General features: G+C 45.5%; 18 protein-coding genes. 14 read left to right on the top strand and 4 right to left on the bottom strand.

All coding sequences use genetic code 11. From position 1 onward, the window contains the following. Nucleotides 1-3: 3 nt before the first annotated feature. Together V144x_RS20810 and V144x_RS20805 are read right to left on the bottom strand one after the other, a co-directional pair. Complete coding sequence (locus V144x_RS20810; RefSeq protein ID WP_144987763.1) at nucleotides 4-465, bottom strand: SRPBCC family protein; 462 nt, start codon at nucleotides 463-465, stop codon at nucleotides 4-6. Nucleotides 466-536: 71 nt separating this feature from the next. Beyond that, the gene (locus V144x_RS20805; RefSeq protein WP_144987761.1) at nucleotides 537-1271 is read right to left on the bottom strand and encodes a leucine-rich repeat domain-containing protein; all 735 of its coding nucleotides are present in this window, start codon (nucleotides 1269-1271) and stop codon (nucleotides 537-539) included. 368 nt (nucleotides 1272-1639) lie between these two features. Here V144x_RS20805 and V144x_RS20800 point away from each other — a divergent pair, with 368 nt between their 5' ends. The 12 genes from V144x_RS20800 to V144x_RS20745 all read left to right on the top strand — a co-directional run bounded on the left by V144x_RS20800 (nucleotide 1640) and on the right by V144x_RS20745 (nucleotide 12863). Beyond that, nucleotides 1640-2482: an MlaE family ABC transporter permease gene (locus V144x_RS20800; RefSeq protein WP_144987759.1), complete on the top strand. Its 843-nt coding sequence runs from the start codon at nucleotides 1640-1642 to the stop codon at nucleotides 2480-2482. 40 nt (nucleotides 2483-2522) lie between these two features. Continuing rightward, the gene (locus V144x_RS20795; RefSeq protein ID WP_144987757.1) at nucleotides 2523-3338 is read left to right on the top strand and encodes an ABC transporter ATP-binding protein; all 816 of its coding nucleotides are present in this window, start codon (nucleotides 2523-2525) and stop codon (nucleotides 3336-3338) included. Between the two features lie 80 nt (nucleotides 3339-3418). Continuing rightward, the gene (locus V144x_RS20790; protein ID WP_144987755.1) at nucleotides 3419-4570 is read left to right on the top strand and encodes an MlaD family protein; all 1152 of its coding nucleotides are present in this window, start codon (nucleotides 3419-3421) and stop codon (nucleotides 4568-4570) included. Between the two features lie 426 nt (nucleotides 4571-4996). After that, nucleotides 4997-6370 carry an alkaline phosphatase PhoX gene (locus tag V144x_RS20785; RefSeq protein WP_144987754.1) on the top strand — a complete coding sequence of 458 codons (1374 nt, stop codon included), beginning with the start codon at nucleotides 4997-4999 and terminating at the stop codon, nucleotides 6368-6370. Nucleotides 6371-6659: 289 nt separating this feature from the next. Beyond that, nucleotides 6660-7514 (top strand): GntR family transcriptional regulator, encoded by an 855-nt coding sequence (locus tag V144x_RS20780; RefSeq protein ID WP_144987752.1) that lies wholly within the window; start codon nucleotides 6660-6662, stop codon nucleotides 7512-7514. 727 nt (nucleotides 7515-8241) lie between these two features. After that, the gene (locus tag V144x_RS20775; protein WP_144987750.1) at nucleotides 8242-9492 is read left to right on the top strand and encodes an RNA polymerase sigma factor; all 1251 of its coding nucleotides are present in this window, start codon (nucleotides 8242-8244) and stop codon (nucleotides 9490-9492) included. Between the two features lie 87 nt (nucleotides 9493-9579). Further along, the gene (locus V144x_RS20770) at nucleotides 9580-9975 is read left to right on the top strand and encodes a YciI family protein (protein WP_232102589.1); all 396 of its coding nucleotides are present in this window, start codon (nucleotides 9580-9582) and stop codon (nucleotides 9973-9975) included. Between the two features lie 14 nt (nucleotides 9976-9989). Then, entirely contained in the window at nucleotides 9990-10469 is a 480-nt protein-coding gene (locus tag V144x_RS20765) for a DUF1579 domain-containing protein (RefSeq protein ID WP_144987748.1), read from the top strand. A gap of 21 nt (nucleotides 10470-10490) precedes the next feature. Continuing rightward, nucleotides 10491-10877 (top strand): YciI family protein, encoded by a 387-nt coding sequence (locus V144x_RS20760; protein ID WP_144987746.1) that lies wholly within the window; start codon nucleotides 10491-10493, stop codon nucleotides 10875-10877. Nucleotides 10878-10918: 41 nt separating this feature from the next. Further along, nucleotides 10919-11305 carry a YciI family protein gene (locus V144x_RS20755; RefSeq protein WP_144991041.1) on the top strand — a complete coding sequence of 129 codons (387 nt, stop codon included), beginning with the start codon at nucleotides 10919-10921 and terminating at the stop codon, nucleotides 11303-11305. Nucleotides 11306-11397: 92 nt separating this feature from the next. Continuing rightward, nucleotides 11398-12288 carry an SgcJ/EcaC family oxidoreductase gene (locus tag V144x_RS20750; RefSeq protein WP_144987744.1) on the top strand — a complete coding sequence of 297 codons (891 nt, stop codon included), beginning with the start codon at nucleotides 11398-11400 and terminating at the stop codon, nucleotides 12286-12288. 167 nt (nucleotides 12289-12455) lie between these two features. Continuing rightward, complete coding sequence (locus V144x_RS20745; RefSeq protein WP_144987742.1) at nucleotides 12456-12863, top strand: DoxX family protein; 408 nt, start codon at nucleotides 12456-12458, stop codon at nucleotides 12861-12863. Here V144x_RS20745 and V144x_RS20740 read toward each other — a convergent pair whose 3' ends face one another. After that, nucleotides 12864-14087 (bottom strand): anion transporter, encoded by a 1224-nt coding sequence (locus tag V144x_RS20740; protein ID WP_144987740.1) that lies wholly within the window; start codon nucleotides 14085-14087, stop codon nucleotides 12864-12866. Then, entirely contained in the window at nucleotides 14084-15313 is a 1230-nt protein-coding gene (locus V144x_RS20735) for an MFS transporter (RefSeq protein ID WP_144987738.1), read from the bottom strand. The genes V144x_RS20740 and V144x_RS20735 overlap by 4 nt, the downstream gene beginning before the upstream one ends. An 869-nt stretch (nucleotides 15314-16182) precedes the next feature. On the opposite strand from V144x_RS20735, the gene V144x_RS20730 reads away from it, so the two are divergent. Next, nucleotides 16183-16434 carry a hypothetical protein gene (locus V144x_RS20730; protein WP_232102587.1) on the top strand — a complete coding sequence of 84 codons (252 nt, stop codon included), beginning with the start codon at nucleotides 16183-16185 and terminating at the stop codon, nucleotides 16432-16434. A 220-nt stretch (nucleotides 16435-16654) separates the two neighbouring features. Further along, nucleotides 16655-16903, top strand: coding sequence for a hypothetical protein (locus tag V144x_RS20725; RefSeq protein WP_144987734.1), 249 nt, complete (start codon nucleotides 16655-16657; stop codon nucleotides 16901-16903). Nucleotides 16904-16962: the final 59 nt, after the last annotated feature.

Here is a 16962-nt window from a genome sequence, read left to right as displayed (position 1 = left end):
CGCCTATTGAGGAGAGCGACGTACTGATTCCTGTTCAGAGAGCTGCTTTAGTTTGGTCATTTGCGATTTGAGAATGCGCTTTGTCAAACCGCGAAACAGAAAGCCCATGATGCGGTGGAAGAGAGACCCAAACACCATTTCACAATGATAATCGAGTTGGGTTTTACGCGCCTGCTTTGTTAATTCATAGCTTATATTGAATTGATAGGCGGGGGTACTCAGCTCGATTCCCCACAGTGTGGGGGGAGTATATTCTGTGACGGATCCTGAATATTGTTGAGTATGACCACCTTCTTTGATGTGATAGATGAAGCGTGTGCCTATCGGATCATCAACGTTTTTTTTCTCTGGATATTCGATCAATTGCAGGCCTTCCATCCAGAGCTTCATTTTTTCGTCATCGGTCAGGAAGTTAAATACGATTTCAATCGGAGCGATGATTTCCTGATGATACGAAATTTCCATCGTGGCCCGCTCCTGAAATAAGCAGGGCTGAGAGAGCCCTGCCTGAAATGTTTCCTGATTGGTAGAAAATGTTACTTCTTCTTTTTTTCTGGTTTCTTGGGGGCTTCTTTCTTCGCAGCTGGTTTTTTAGCTGGTTTCTTTTCCGCCTTCTTCTCCGTTTTTTTCTTTTCTACTTTTTTAGGGGCAGCTGGCTTTTTGGAAGCAGCGGGCTTCTTGGGGAGCTCCGGTTTTTTAGCTTCTTTGGGTTTGGGTTCTTCTGGTAAACCAATAATTTCCAATCCTGTAATCTGTTTTTCTAAAGCCAAACCCGCGGGGCGAGTGACCTTCGTCTGCCAGACATAGAGACGTTTTAGCTTTTTCAGTTGATTGAGATTTGATAATCCCGCGTCAGTAATCTGAGTTCCATAGAGGTTCAAATATTCGAGATTTGGCAGTGCTTTCAGATGTACCAGCCCGGCATCGTTTACTTTTGTCTTTTCCAGATGCAAGTGAGTCAAACCCTTCAAGTCTTTTAGCTGTGCCAGCCCTGCTGAAGTGATGTCAGTACCACGCAGGTTTAACGTGGAGACTTTCTTAAGCCCTGCGAGAGTTTTCAAAGTGTTGTCTGTGATTTTTTGATCAGACAAATGAAAGGCAATTTCAAGCCGATCATCATTCTGTGCCAATTCGAGAACGGAACCACCGGCGGCACGAATTTTGGATTTGGCCTGTTCAGTGGCTGGGTCTGCTTTTTTGTCTGCTGCATAGACAAAGGACATCATTGAGAGTGAAACTGCGGAAAACAATGCTACAGGAAAATATCTCATTTTACCTATCCTTACTTTCTCATTCGTGCTTTGGTGCTGATTCAAAATTGAAAGTTCTTTACGTCCTAGTAGAATTTCTGAATCTCTGCTAACTAATGCTATACACTAAATCAATACGACTACTGGAGATAGAGCAATCGGCGTCAATTCAATTCGACAAAAGCTATTTTACCAAGGATGAACCAGTTTAGAAAAGACTCAACTCACAAAATGTCACGTTCAGAAACGAAAATTAAGGATGCCTGATAAGTCGGGGAACTTACGTTTCATGGCAGAAATGGTCTCGATTCAAATCGGGAAATCCGGTAACCTTCCCGCCTCTGTCTGTTCTATTGTTTGATTTGCAAAGTCTGAACTGGAAACAAGTAATGTCATCTGCTTCGACTACGTATCCTAGGGATACCATGATTCATGGTTTGGGACGCGGAGTAATTACCACAATTTGTTTAATGGGCGACCTGTTTCTCTTTGGTTGGGAAATGGTCAAGTGGATGATTACTCGGCTGCCTCCTCGCAGCAATCTCTGGTCGTGCATGTATCATATTGGCATTCAAAGTATCCCCGTGATTTTGATTACAGGGGGATTCATTGGAATGGTTCTCGCCGTCCAATCTTATGATCAGTTTAAATTGATGCATTTGGAAAATCAGATCGGTGCTGTGATCGCGATCTCGCTGGTGGAAGAATTAGGTCCTGTGCTCGCGGCCATCATGTTGGCAGGGAGAGTGGGTACTTCGATGTCGGCCGAACTGGGAACGATGCGGGTCACCGAACAAATTGATGCCCTCCGCGCACTCGGTGCTGATCCCATTCATTATCTCGTGGTGCCACGGTTCTTAGCCTGTTGTTTATTGATACCACTACTGACAGTAATTGCCGATGCCATCGGAATCCTGGGAGGCTGGTTCTTTAGTACTCAGGTTTTAGGTGTCGAATCATTTTACTATTGGCATTATTCAAAAGACTTCGTGTTTGCATACGATGTATTAGGAGGCATCTTCAAGAGTTTCTTTTTCGGAGCGGCGATCTCGTTGATCTCTTGTCACCGGGGGTTTCACTGTGGTGCAGGCGCTGAAGGCGTCGGTAAAGCGGCTACCGAGGCATTTGTGTATTCATTTATTGTAATCATGATTCTTGATTTCCTGTTGGGAGTTTCGATCGTGAACTTCTTCCACTTTATGCAGTCTGTTTATCCAGGTGTTCTCAGGTAACGATAAGACGTGATGGATGGCTCGAAAGAAAAGTATTAGTATGACTGAGCGGAAAGCAAACGATGACTACGTGATTGAATTGCGAAACATCTCGCGTCAATTCGGAACGCAGCAAGTATTGCGTGATGTCTCGTTTGGAGTCCGTAAAGGTGAGACACTGGTTGTGATCGGTGAAAGCGGCTGCGGAAAAAGCGTGACCATGAAGCTGATCATGAATTTGCTGCAACCTACACAGGGAGACGTGTTGTGGAATGGACGTTCTGTTTCCGATCGAACTCAGCGTGAGTTACACCGAGATCGACTTCGAATTGGCTATCTATTCCAAGGGGCGGCATTGTTTGACAGTTTGTCTGTTTATGAAAATGTTGCGTTCGGCTTAAAACAGAATACGAAATTAAATAAATCAGAAGTGGATCAAATTGTCGTTGAACGGTTAAGGGAAGTCGGACTTTCAGAATCAATCAGCCATAAAAAACCGGCAGAGCTTTCCGGGGGTATGAAAAAACGAGTAGGCCTCGCACGTGCTTTGGCAATGACTCCTGAAGTCATGCTCTATGATGAACCAACAACGGGCCTTGATCCCGTGATGACGGATGTGATCAATGAACTGATTTTGCAGACACGCGTCAGCCGCCCGGTAACGAGTATTGTCGTCACACATGATATGAGTACGGTTAAAAAAGTCGCGGACAGAATTATTATGTTGTATCCATTAGCTCGTTTGAATTCGGTAGAGAAACAGATTGTATTCGAAGGGACATCAGAAGAAGCGTTCCAATCTCCTTTGCCACGGGTTCATCAGTTCGTGTACGGTGAAGCCGGTGATCGGATTCGTGAACTGGCAGAAGCCAGCTAAATGGTGACAGTGAATATTCGAATTCTATTAACTATAAAATAAAATTGGATCTCAAGGATGAGATCGATTCAGAGGCATTTATGACGGATCGCCAGATACAATTTCGAGTCGGACTGTTTGTGATTTCCGCGTTGATTACCGGGGCCGCCATGATTTTCCACTTTGGTAAATTGGAAGCGCTATGGAAAAAAAAGTATTCTATCGCAATGCGTTTTGAATCCATTTCCGGAGTTCATCGTGGAACCCCCGTTGTGCGACATGGAATTCGCATTGGGGAAGTCTCTAAGATAGTCACCAGTGATAGTAAGCCTGGTGTTGTGTTGCTTGTTTCCATTCTCGATACACAACACTTACGTAAAGATGCGAGCCCTCAGATTGTCAGTTCTCTGATGGGAGACTCGAAGATCGTGATTTCTCCCGGCGTCAGCTCTGATTTTATCAAACCCGGAGAGCGTCTGATTGGTAAGCCTCCGAGTGATCCGATGGAGATCGTCTACCGGATGGAGCAGCAGGTTTCGAAGACGCTGCAAGCATTTACTTCCACCAGTGGCGAGTGGGAAAAGCTGGCCATGAATATGAACCGGATCATGGAAACGAAAGAAGGGAACCTGGACGTTGTCGTTGAGCGGGCTGCGACGTCATTGCAGGAATTTTCTCTGGCGATGAAGAAGATGAACCAGATGATGAGTAATGTGAATCAACTGGTCGCCGATCCCAAACAACAGGAACACCTGAAACGCACGATGGCCGCCATGCCTGCGATGATTGAAAGCACCCACCGGACGATTGCCTCCGTTGAAGTCGCCGTGAAAAAAGCGGGAGAAAACCTGGATAACCTTTCTCGGGTTACCGACCCGTTAGCAAAGCATAGCCAGTCGATGGTGGTCAAGCTGGATCGCAGTTTATCCCGGCTTGATGCGATTATGGCCGAGATGAATTCATTTACGCGTGCCTTAAACCAGGGAGATGGTTCCTTGAAAAAATTCATGTCGGACCCGGAGCTCTATCGTAATATGACCCGCTCTGCCAGTTCTTTAACCGTTCTGTTAAATAATCTGGAACCAATTGCCCGTGACATCCGAATTTTTAGCGATAAGATTGCCCGTCACCCGGAAATTCTTGGAGTCAGCGGTGCCATGAAAGGGAGTTCCGGGCTCAAAGAGCCGACAGAACAACCACGGTCCCGCATAAAACAGTCTGGATTTTCGTTTCCTTCGACAAAAGGACCCTAATAGAGCCTTTGATTGCCTGAATAATCGCTTCATATAAATTTAGTCAATTATTTATATGAAATGGCTTCGAATTCAGTGGCTGCCGTTAAAATTTTCATTGAAAAATCAAATGAAATGGGAATGGCTTTCTGAAGATTTTTACTCATAGGAATGCCTCTTTTTTTACTGTTTTTCAGGCAAAATGAGAGGTTTGATACAGTAGTTCTCTTGGGCTATGAACACAAAATTGTCCATGATGAAGGCGATTACTGAACCAATGTGTTGATAAAAACGTTTAAACTTTTGGAAAAGATAAATTAACTCTACGTTAATCAAAAATTAACAATTCTCTGTATGATTCCAAAAATCAAGTCTGGTCTTTGATTCGTTCAATGATTGAATTTAAACGAATGATTTCCCTTCTCAAGATTGGTAAGCAGAGAATCCGTGCAAAATTCATCTTCTCGACGTGATTTTTTAAAATCCGCCATCGCTGCTCCCGCAGTCGCAACAGTATTTTCCCGTTTTATCACGAGTGCTAGTGCCAAAGGGATTCAATTTGATAATGGCTCCGAGTTGATACCAATTCAGGACCAGACGACAGGGCTGCCTTTACTCCGATTACGAGAAGGGTTTCAGTACCAGTCTTTCGGTTGGGTGGGAGACGAAATGTCAGATGGAGTAATCACTCCTGAAGGACATGACGGGATGGGAGTGATTTCCCAGAAAGGGGATATACTTACACTCTGTCGTAATCATGAAATATATGGTTCGAAAAGTTTTGGTCCGGAAGCACTCACTTATGATCCAAAGGCAGGAGGTGGATGCGCCAATTTACAGTTCGACCTGAAAGCGGGAAAATGGTTAAAAAGCTGGACCAGTTTGGCCGGTACCGTGCAAAACTGTGCGGGGGGGCCCACGCCCTGGGGGAGTTGGTTGTCATGCGAAGAAACAGTGCTCGGCCCCAAAGGAAGTTTTCGAGGCGTCCAATATCAACATGAAAAACATCATGGTTGGGTCTTTGAAGTTCCCTCTGAAGGTAAGGCTTCACTAGAACCCCTTGTTGCATTGGGACGTTTTGTGCACGAAGCGCTTGCCGTTGATCCACATGATGGCATCATCTACGAAACGGAAGACCGCGACACTGCCGGTTTCTATCGTTTTCTCCCGAATGAGCGCGAAGTTTTGAGTAAGGGAGGGAACCTGCAAATGCTCAAAGTAAAAGGGAAAGACGATTTAAGAACCGGTGCCAAGCGGGGTGTTCGGTATGAAGCAGAGTGGGTCGATATTGAAGATCCATTGCGTCGTGATACACCCGGAAAAGAAGATGGATTGGGAGTTTATTCCCAGGGAAAAGAGAAAGGAGGCACAACGTTCGGTCGCCTGGAAGGTTGCTGGTTTGGTGATGGTGTTGTTTATTTCAACTGTACCAATGGAGGCGAAGCAGGACTGGGGCAGGTCTGGTCTTTCTCACCACGGGATCAAACGTTACAGCTCGTGTTTCAATCAACAAGCCATGACATTTTAGATAGTCCTGACAATCTGACCGTGAGCCCCCGGGGAGGTTTGATTCTGTGTGAAGATGCAGATTTGAAGCCGCTTCGTTTGCATGCACTGAGCCGTAAAGGGATACTGAAAACTGTTGCGATCAATAATATTCAGCTGAAAAAGGGACAGCATAATCAATTGGAAGGTGACTTTACTGGTGGTGAATGGGCGGGGGCCTGCTTCAGCCCGGATGGGAAATGGCTCTTTGTTAACATTCACAAGCCCGGTATTACTTTTGCGATTACTGGTCCCTGGGATGAACTGGGAGTTTAAGCGACGAGGTTTTCTCTGATTTCAATCAAATCCATTGATAACATGCCAGGCCTGTGATTCTAAGTAAGGATCGCAGGCTTATTTTATGGAATACAGAACGGAATTATAGTGAATCAAAGCCAACAAGTGAGGCTTTCTCTCTTTTCGAGAGGTATAGCCTTTAAAGGGTACAGGATGATCAGTAAACTGAAAGCAAAGCCGGATAGTAGTGTGCTGATTCCTATTCGTTGCTGTTTCAATTGCTTCTGACGAAGTTCCCACGCTCACACGATGGTCTCAGTTTTTAACCATGTCACTCAAAAATTATATTAAAAATGATTTGGAAGCACGCTTGAGAAGCGGGCAGGAACTGCCTGCTCAATTGACACTCGAGTCTTTAGCGGAGCATTACCAGGTCAGCTTTTCTCCAGTGCGTCTCGCGATCGCTGAACTGGTTGAAGAAGGTTTGTTGAAGAAGGGGGCGAATCGCAGGTTAGTTTTAAATACGAAAAAAATTAAACCACTCAAGCGAGGGAAAAAATCTGCTTTACCTGAGCCTCCTGCCGATATGTTTGAAGTGATCACAAATGAGTTTGTGAAACTGAGTTTAAAAGGAGAGCCAATCGATATTCGTGAGGAGGTGACAGCCAGGAAATATGGAATCAGCCGTTCTTCGCTACGGATTATCTTAAACCGATTAGCGGGAACCGGGATTCTGGATCACATTCCTCGTCGTGGTTGGAGGCTCAGACCCTTTCGTCAGGAAGACATGCAGGCATTTCTTGAAGTGCGTGAACTACTTGAATTAAAGGCACTTGATCTGGCAAAACCCTATCTGGTCAAAGAGGACTTACAAAAAATTCTGGATGGAAATGTAATTCCAAAATCGAATGCAGATAGTGTCTTGATCGATAATTCGTTGCATGAATACATCATCGATAAAGCGGGTAATTATTACATTCAAGATTTTTTCCAGCGACAAGGCAGGTACTATGACATCCTGTTTGACTGGGAAGACCAGGATCGAAAGACTGCCATCGAAACCGTACGCCAGCATCAATCCATTTTGAAAGCGCTGATCAAGAAGGACTGGCGCTCGGCCCGCAAAGCACTGTCTTACCACATTCGTGACAACCATCCGATATTAAGCAAGATTGTGAAATAGAAATAGTTCACAACTAAGTACGTATCTTCCCACCTTGACACTACTGTCACATTTTCATCTGAAGCAACGGGATAATATCGCGTAGAATGCTGTTAAGTGTTACCGTTATGGGAGTGTTATCTTACTTCGTACAGACGTGCAATCAGATATTATCTGGTCGTTCGTGGTTGGAGTTGTTGATTTAGCTTTGCAGTATCATCGGGAACGGCGCGAACAGGTCAAGCAAAATATTGCGTGAATGAGTAGCGAGACGCTCTTCATACGTTTTGAGAATATTTTGATCTGTGGAGATACGCGTGTGATAACGTTTGATAATCGAGAAAAAAGACGTGTTCATTGAGAGTCGATGCAAAATATTCATCTTCAATCCTTTAAAAAATAGCGACTTTTATAGTGCGGGAATCCACAGGTGCCCAAGTATGTATCGCAAAGAAATCATTCCCACGCGCGCGACGCAGATTGCGCAGTTTCGCCGTTGGCATGATCGTGTCAAGCTGTCCTTACAAGCACTGAATTTTTGAAAGTAAATGAGTTTTTAAATGCTTCGAATTGATGATGAACATTTTTAGTGATTAAGAATTTTGTCTAAGTGAAGGGCGGAGAAGGTTGAGATTCTATAGATTCGGCAAAGTTGACCCTTTGGTGGTATTCAATTATAAGAGTGACGTTTTGTGCTGATCCAGATAGAAGCATTCATATAAAAGCTATCCAATATGGGATCAAATCGATGAGTAAGAGTAGCGCTGCACAGGTTCGACATAAGGTAGATGAACTCTATCGAATTGAATCGCGCCGTGTATTCGCCACACTGATTCGCTTGTTGGGAGACTTCGATCTTGCTGAGGAAGCAATGCATGAAGCGTTTACAGCCGCTGTGGAACAATGGCAGTGCGATGGAATTCCCCGGAATCCACGTGCATGGCTCGTTTCCACAGGGCGCTTCAAAGCCATTGATTCTGTTCGCCGTCGTAGTCGGTTTGATGCTTCACTGGAAGAACTCGCCAGACGACTTGAAGAGATTGCAGACGACAAAGCTGAAAAAGCAAATCAGGAGGTTGAAGACGACCGACTGAGATTGATCTTTACATGTTGCCATCCGTCGCTCTCACCAGAACTTCAGGTTGCTCTGACCCTGCGAGAAGTGTGTGGATTAAAAACAGAGGAAATTGCGAGTGCGTTTCTGATTACTCCACCCACGCTGGCCCAACGCATCGTTCGCGCTAAGGCGAAAATTCGTGATGCGGGAATTCCATACGAAGTTCCTTCCCTTGCCGAGTTGCCGACTCGTTTGGACGCGGTGCTTTCTGTGATCTATCTTGTGTTCAATGAAGGTTACTCTGCTTCGTCAGGTGAGTCACTGATCAGGATTGATCTTTCCGAAGAAGCAATCCGCCTGGGACGGCTCTTGCTGGATTTATTACCTGATTCAGAGGTGATGGGGCTTCTGGCCCTCATGTTATTGCAGGAGTCGCGACGTGATGCACGTGCCACCTCAGACGGTGATGTCATCTTGCTCGAGGATCAGGACCGTTCTCTCTGGAATCGTCAACAGATTTCAGAAGGCACGACGCTGGTGAATCGGTCAGTTGCTTCGCGGGATTATGGCATTTACACGATTCAAGCCGCCATTGCATCAGTTCACGCGAACTCTCGCACTGCTGCAGAGACAGACTGGGCACAGATTGTAAGTTGGTACGATTTATTATTACAAGCCGAACCCTCGTCTATAGTTGAGTTGAATCGGGCTGTCGCCGTTGCCATGCAGGAAGGACCGTTAGTTGGGCTTGAGCTGGTTGAGTCGATTCTTGAACGGGGCGATTTAGTCGAATATCACTTGGCACATGCGACTCGTGCCGATTTGTGTCGGCGTCTTGGGAGAACCGAAGACGCCAAAAAATCCTATGAAAGTGCCCTGAGCTTTGCTCGTCAGGAGCCGGAACGTCGTTTTCTTGAAAAACGACTGATTGAGCTGGGATAAATTTTTTTTCGATTTTGTGTCGATTTGTTGTCCAGCCAAACGACTAGTGAGTAAACACTACTTTTTTAGGTTCAAAATCGGGAGAAAATGATGAAATTCGTATGTCTGGGATACATTGATGAAGCAAAATGGGATGAAATGTCAGAAAACGAGCAATCTGCCTTCATCAACGAGTGTTTTACCTATGATGATGAACTGCGGAGAGGAAGCCATTTTCTAGGTGGTCAGGGACTTCAGAGCAGTCAGAACGCGGTAACGCTTCGTTGGCAGGGAGAGCAGGCGATGGTTGTTGATGGTCCTTTTTCTGAAACGAAGGAGCAGTTGGGTGGAATCCTCTTTCTGGAAGCCAGGGACTTGAACCATGCGATTACGCTCATGTCAAAACATCCAATGGTTCGTGGCGGCGCCTTTGAAATTCGCCCCGCCGATGAAAAGATTAATGCCATGATTGAAGAGAGATCTTCACAGAGTTTTAGTAGTTAGGGAGCTAGAAAACAATGTTTGCAAAACCACAGAAAGAACACAGTTGGCTCGATCAACTCGTTGGTGAGTGGGCCGTTGAAACTGAGTGCCAAATGGGACCAGATCAACCACCTAACAAAACAATAGGCCACATGAATTGTACCTCGCTGGGAGGTTTGTGGCTCATTGCTGAAGGGGAAGGGGAGGCACCCGAAGATGGAGTCTGGAAATCTGTAATGACACTCGGTTACGACCCGGAGAAGAAACTGTATGTGGGTACGTTTGTGGCTTCCATGATGACCCATCTCTGGCTCTATTCCGGTTCGATTGATGAGTCGGGTACCAAGCTGATTTTGGATACCGAGGGTCCGAAGTGGGAACAGGAGGGAATGGCGCGGTATCAGGATATTGTGGAAATCATCGATGAGGCGCATTGGGTGTTGACTTCGCAAATCCTCGGCGAGGATGGTGAATGGAATGAATTTATGTCTTCGCATCATCGTCGTAGCAAGTAGAGTTCTGATCAGGAGTAGAAGATGAAATTTCTTTGTCTGGGGTATTACGATGCCGCCTCGATGGAAGGGAAAACGGAGGCTGAGATGGCGGCATTCATGGAAGAGTGCTTCGCCTATGATGATGAACTGCGATGTGGTGGACATTTCACAGGAGGAGAAGCGTTGCAGCCAGCCGAACACGCTGTCACTTTGAGACACCGCGGAGGTCAGGTCGAGACAACAGATGGACCATTTGCGGAAACAAAGGAGCAAATTGGCGGCATTCTGATTCTGGAAGCACGTGATATGAATCAGGCAGTAGAATTGATGTCAAAACATCCGGGTGTTCGTTTTGGACCTTTTGAGATTCGCCCGGCAGATGAACACATAAATGCATTAATTAAAGCCCGCGATGAAGCCATGCGGTGAAATCATTTTTGAAGCAAATCAGAAACGAAAAGGGGATTGCCTTGAAATACATGTTACTGATCTACAGTGCGGAAAATGGTTGGACACAAGACGAGCGTGAACAGTGTATGTCAGACTCAACGGCGGTCTGTCATGAGCTGGACAAGCAAGGGAAGTTTCTTTCAGCATCTCCCTTGCATTCTGTTGAGATGGCGACCAGTGTTCGTATTCGTAATGGAAAACGACTGGTAACTGATGGACCGTTTGCCGAAACGACTGAGCAACTCGGGGGATACTATGTGATTGACGTTGAGAATCTGGATGAGGCAATCGCAGTGGCAAGCCAACTACCACCAGCGAAGAAGGGGACCGTTGAGATTCGACCCCTCGTCGAATTACCCAATTTGCCTGACCAGGAATTCAAGGCGGATACGGATATTGTTCTGTAACAAATTTTTTTCGGTGTAACAAAATTGAAGTTAGTCTTTTCTGTCCCAAGAAGATGGTGACATGAAGTTTTTAATAGATGAGGAGAAAATTAATGAAAGTCATGGTGATTGTAAGGGCGACCAAAAGTTCGGAAGCAGGTGAAATGCCGAGCGAGCAACTGCTTACTGAGATGGGAAACTTTAATGAAGAATTGTCAAAAGCGGGAATCTTTCTCGCAGCAGAAGGTTTGCATCCAAGTTCAAACGGCGCTCGTATACGTTTTTCCGGGAAGGATCGAACTGTTACCGATGGTCCTTTCACCGAGACCAAGGAACTGATTGCCGGGTTCTGGCTTTGGAAAGTGAGCTCAATGCAGGAAGCAATTGACTGGGTGACGCGTTGTCCTAATCCAATGACCGAAGACTCGGATATCGAGATACGTCAAGTATTTGAATTCGATGACTTCGGTGAAGCATTAACACCCGAGTTACGTGAACAGGAAGAACGAGTTCAAACAGAAGTTGCGGAACGTAACAATAATGCCCAAGGGATACCAGCTTCCAAGGATGAAGACGAGATTCGGTCGCTTGCCAAAGCCTGGTCAGGATCCTTGGAGTCAAAGGACGTGGATGCCATGCTGACGGGCTATTCGGAAGACATACTTCTGTATGATGTCAAACCACCTTACCGACTCAAAGGGCTTGAAGCATATCGTGCAAACTGGGAAGCATGTTTACCTTATTTTCCAGCTAAAATGAAATCTGAGCATCGTGATTTTACAGTTACGGTAGATGGAGATGTGGCCTTTGCTCACGGATTGCATCATGTCGTACCGATTGATGAAGAGAGTCCAGTTGGCCAGACCTGGTTGCGAATAACGATCGGCTACCAGAGAACGGAAGGGGAGTGGCGTGTTATGCATGAACATGTTTCGGTCCCCTTTGATCCGATGACGGAGAAGGTCTCGTATATTACTGACGAAGTCATTGCAGAAACAATTTGAAGAAATTTTGTTTCGTTGGGTAAGCCCGACCAGGAACGGGGCCTGCCTGTGGGAGTTAACTTTGAAAAGTGAAGAACCTTTCGAGTTGACTCTGTGAGTTATAAAAAATATAACGATTCAAAAGAGTGCGAGTTACACTTCGATAAAGTTTTTCAAAGGAATCAAAAATGAATCAAAGTGAAGTAAAGCCGACGTCGACTGCGCAGACTGTGATGATTTGGATTGGGCGTGTGATTTCGGTTCTCGTTGCACTTGCTTTTGGAATGAGCGCAATGATGAAGCTCAAAGGGGGACCTGAGTTTGCTGAAGGGATGGAGAAACTCGGATTGCCGGAGTCAATGATTTTGCCGCTTGCCATTCTTGAAATTACTTGTGTGCTGCTCTATTTGATTCCATGGACGGCCGTGCTTGGTGCCATATTATTGACTGGATACATGGGCGGAGCGATCTGTACTCATTGGCGCGTAGGTGATCCCTTCATGATTCAAGTCGCGATTGGCGTGCTTATCTGGTTAGGTTTGTATCTGCGCGAGAAACGACTTTGGGGAGTTCTTCCGATCAGAAACATGACTTAGTCAGCTGAATAAACTAACCAGCCAAAGCCAAGCACCTGTTACCGAAAGAGTTACCAGAGTTACTGGAATACCGACGCGTGCATGTGTCTTGAAGTCGATTTTAATACCGGCTTGTCTTGCTGATTCAACCACAATGATGTTGGCGACACTGCCTACAATGATTAGATTACCGGCGAGGGAACTACTGAGCGCCAGCAACGGGCCCACATCGCTTCCCTTGACAATGGGTAACAAGAGCATGATCGCTGGCACATTGGAAACCAGATTTCCCAGAATCACAGTTGAGATAAACAGCGGTGCCGGTTGGTCAAGTGGGATGCCGGCGGACTCGGTCTGAGCGACGAGCCAGTCCATACCGCCGGTAAGTTGAAACGCTTTATTCACAATAAACAGGCTGATAAAAAGCACCAACAGAGACCAGTCGACCAGCCCCATGATCTTCCGGGAATGGAATTTTCGGCTGAGCATTAATATTCCCGCCGCACCCAATGCCAGTAACTCGCGTGGCCATGCGGTGAATATAAAACACGCGATTAATAGTGTTAAAACAAGAATTCCTTTGAAGGTCTGCCAACGATCAAACTCAATCTCCGTGTTTTCTAAACTTGCTTCTGTCTCGAAATGCCACTTACCGCGGTATAGAGATACGATGATTCCCCAAACGATGAGGAGCCCGAGTAAGCAGGGAGGCATTGCGATAAGCAGGTATCCATTGAATGGTACTTTTAACGCTTCACCAATGAGAATGTTCTGTGGATTACCAATAAGCGTGGTTGCACTGCCGATATTCGCTGCACATGCCAATGCGAGTAAATAGGGGACCGGGTTCAATTTTTTTTCGATACAGAGGTGTGACAGCAGCGGAGCGACTGCCAGGCAAACAACATCGTTTGTGAGGAGGGCACTGAATGCTCCAGTAAGAGAAATCACAACAGCCAGGAGCGCCGGGGGAGACATATCTTGCGCAACTACTCGTTTTGTCGCGATGCCGTAGAATCCTCCCAGCTGGAATTGCGCCGAGACAACCATTAATCCGAACAGGAGTGCAAGCGTAGGGACATCAATTGAGGCCAGTGCGTTTTGTTCGCTAATATTTCCAACAGCTAAGAGGGCAATAGCACCCAGCAACGCAGCACCGGTTCTGTCGACACGTAATCCAGGAATACCACCCAGGAGCATACTGAGATAGACAATAATGTATACGATGACAACAAAAGTGGTCATGTTGTGGACCGGCTCCTACCAGAATTGAATCGCGAAGGCTTAACTTTATCAGGATGAGTTTCTGGCATTAATACTGCCAGAATCAACAAGGCGATTACCCCTAGTGCTGTTAAGAGTGCGTATGACGAACTGTAGCCATATTCTCCGGCCCACCATTCCCCAAGAAATGAGCCAAAGGAGGCACCCAGTCCTTGAATTGTGATCACGACCCCTGTTGCAAAGTTGAATACGCCTGTGCCTCTCGTCAGGTCGGCGACAACAAGGATCACAATGACCCCGTAAATTCCTGCTCCGATGCCATCTAAAATCTGTCCAGACATAATGAGATATGGGTTCTCCGCCTGAGAAAACAGTAAACCACGCAGAGGAAGGACGGCAAAGCCAACGAGTAGAAAACGTTTACGTCCCCACTGATCGCACCGCAGGCCCACAAGCACGGCAATGCCAATCATGACGACTTGAGCAATGACAACGCAGATGGATATATAGAGTGTGGAAAGTTCTTTGTGTTCCAACGCTAGCTTTTGCCCGGCAAGAGGAAGCATGGCTGCGTTCGAGAGATGGAACATACCCACACAAACCATAAAGATCAACAGAGATCGATTTGTAAAAACCAATGCCAGGGCGCTTCGCCCTGATTCTGATTGACTCTCCTTTTCGATTTTCGAAACTCCACCGCGGGCTACAGTATGATTAATAGACTTTTCAGGAATCATTAAGGCGATTATTGCCGCGCTGCACGCCAGAAATGCGACGATGGGTGAGACACCCCAAGATACGACATAAGTACCAACTAATCCAATTGCTACGGCTGATACGAGATTACCGGCGTGGTTGAATGCCTGGTTTGAGCCAGTCTGTTTTGTGAGTCCGGAGGGGCCTACAATTCCAAGTGTGATCGCTGCAATTGCCGGAGGTATGACTGCTGCTGCTAAGCCTAGAATCGCCGCTGATATCAATACCGGGGCCATTTCCGATGCGAAGGCAGGGACTAAGACACAAATGGCAATCGTTAATGCTGCGCCTGCTGTGAGATAACGCTTATAACGCGTATTGTCGATCAACCATCCGGAAGGTGTCTGTGCGATAACAGTTGCCAGATTCAAAGTGAGCAGGAATATTCCGATTGATGCCTCACTCCAGTGAGATGTTGTAATCAGATAAGTGGCCATAAAAGGGCCAATGCCATCACCAACATCTGCCGCAAAAAAATTGAGCCAGTTCAAGCGTGGATTCGTACCACTGCCTTGATCGGTTTGGTTAGTACTCTCTGCTGGAGTGCTAATTATTAAATTCCTCCGGCGGGGACAAAAGCTGCGCTTCCTGCATGACTATTTCGGTCTGCCTCCGCATCGTTTTCTTGTTCGGTCAGTACGAGATTAGATGAAAACATGGGATTATAAGATGGCAAAGTCAAAGTCGTCAAGCTGTGGATTAAATGAGATCAGTTTAATCTAATGCTGCAATAACGGGAGAACATCTCTGAAAACTACTGATAAATTTGTAGAACGTGCTTAGACTCAAAAAAATGTGGATTCATTGACGAGAGGATCTCAATTCTATTTTTCTCTCTTTGATTCTGTGATCGAGAATGCAGAGGAAGAATCGATTTCATAAACAAGGTACTTTTCTAAGCACGCCAGATCATTATGTGCTCGCTTTTCTTTATGCGAAGTCAGGCGAGGTTGGTTGTAAACGAATCGATGAGACATTCACTCACAGCAAAGACTGAATTGTGGAATTTCATATATTGCGGGTTACAACAAATAAAATTGATGACGGTAATATGTCGGCAACTAAGCTTGGTTTTGAGGAATTTCCCTCAAAAAATTACTGAAAATGTGAGTGTATAGAGTTAGTGAGAGCTATTACTTAGGAGGACAGACCAATACTACGATACAACTTAGAAAGCACTGTCTTTATGCAAGTCACTAACCCAAGTATTAACAAAATAAAAAAAGCAACTAGTAAATCTCAGCAACAGGCTACTGAGAGAATTTTTTCACTTCTGGATAAAATCGAACAAAAGAATTCGATCCAGTTTGCACATCAACGGTCACATGTACGAAAACCCTTTCGCGGTAGTTTCCAAATATTGTTGCCAACAGAGAATCCTGTTCTTGATTTTGATATAGAGACAATCAAGGTGCAAGGCTTGTCTATTTCGCAATCTGGCGTTTCTTTTCTCTTTGCAGGTGACCTCGATCGAAAAGATATTTTAGTTGGTCTTACTGTTTTAGAAGAGAAAGTCATCTGGTTCCATTCAGAAATCGTACGCAAAAAGCAATTTCCAGAAGCTGATTTCTGGGAGTACGGCGTCAAGTTTCTTCGCAAAGTGAGTGAATAATCGATCGCTTTTGAGGTGAGTGAAGTCAATCAACTCAACGTTTCACTGAGTTGAAGAAAGTAATCTCAGGATTGCTGACTCATTATCTCTACCCTCTTAATATCAAGTGATTTTCACCGATAATCTCCGAGAAGCACATTCCTCAGGTGGGCTCACAATACGCTGGTAGTAGAGACACAATGTTTTCGATATTAGTACACAATGTATAAGGAAAATTAGAATGAATGTCAGGAAAGCAAGCGAATTCACTGTGGTCACAAGATCAGGTGAGACTGTTCTGATCTCTGGATACAAGAGAATCCGTCATGAGTATGATCAAAAGAATGGATTTTATGAAATAGAAGATAAACATGAGTTTCTGGAAGACGAGTTTGGCAGGTCCGTGAATTGTATCGAAAAAGGAAACTATCAAATTATCGATGGTACGAGTCTGATCGATGCTGTTTCTGATGATCTAGGAGCACTTTGAGCACTGATTGATCACAATAATTTGAGTCGGTCTGAATTAAGAAGATAAGTAGGCGTGTC

The organism is Gimesia aquarii (assembly GCF_007748195.1).
Classification (GTDB): domain Bacteria; phylum Planctomycetota; class Planctomycetia; order Planctomycetales; family Planctomycetaceae; genus Gimesia; species Gimesia aquarii.
This window is presented reverse-complemented; position numbering and strand designations above follow the sequence as displayed.

Bases quoted from the DNA above. Each gene is read 5' to 3' on its own strand.
- V144x_RS20810 (WP_144987763.1), bottom strand. From the start codon at position 465: ATGGAAATTTCGTATCATCAGGAAATCATCGCTCCGATTGAAATCGTA.
- V144x_RS20760 (WP_144987746.1), top strand. From the start codon at position 10,491: ATGAAATTTCTTTGTCTGGGGTATTACGATGCCGCCTCGATGGAAGGG.
- V144x_RS20800 (WP_144987759.1), top strand. From the start codon at position 1,640: ATGTCATCTGCTTCGACTACGTATCCTAGGGATACCATGATTCATGGT.
- V144x_RS20770 (WP_232102589.1), top strand. From the start codon at position 9,580: ATGATGAAATTCGTATGTCTGGGATACATTGATGAAGCAAAATGGGAT.
- V144x_RS20740 (WP_144987740.1), bottom strand. From the start codon at position 14,087: ATGACCACTTTTGTTGTCATCGTATACATTATTGTCTATCTCAGTATG.
- V144x_RS20750 (WP_144987744.1), top strand. From the start codon at position 11,398: ATGAAAGTCATGGTGATTGTAAGGGCGACCAAAAGTTCGGAAGCAGGT.
- V144x_RS20805 (WP_144987761.1), bottom strand. From the start codon at position 1,271: ATGAGATATTTTCCTGTAGCATTGTTTTCCGCAGTTTCACTCTCAATG.
- V144x_RS20790 (WP_144987755.1), top strand. From the start codon at position 3,419: ATGACGGATCGCCAGATACAATTTCGAGTCGGACTGTTTGTGATTTCC.
- V144x_RS20725 (WP_144987734.1), top strand. From the start codon at position 16,655: ATGAATGTCAGGAAAGCAAGCGAATTCACTGTGGTCACAAGATCAGGT.
- V144x_RS20780 (WP_144987752.1), top strand. From the start codon at position 6,660: ATGTCACTCAAAAATTATATTAAAAATGATTTGGAAGCACGCTTGAGA.
- V144x_RS20795 (WP_144987757.1), top strand. From the start codon at position 2,523: ATGACTGAGCGGAAAGCAAACGATGACTACGTGATTGAATTGCGAAAC.
- V144x_RS20765 (WP_144987748.1), top strand. From the start codon at position 9,990: ATGTTTGCAAAACCACAGAAAGAACACAGTTGGCTCGATCAACTCGTT.
- V144x_RS20775 (WP_144987750.1), top strand. From the start codon at position 8,242: ATGAGTAAGAGTAGCGCTGCACAGGTTCGACATAAGGTAGATGAACTC.
- V144x_RS20745 (WP_144987742.1), top strand. From the start codon at position 12,456: ATGAATCAAAGTGAAGTAAAGCCGACGTCGACTGCGCAGACTGTGATG.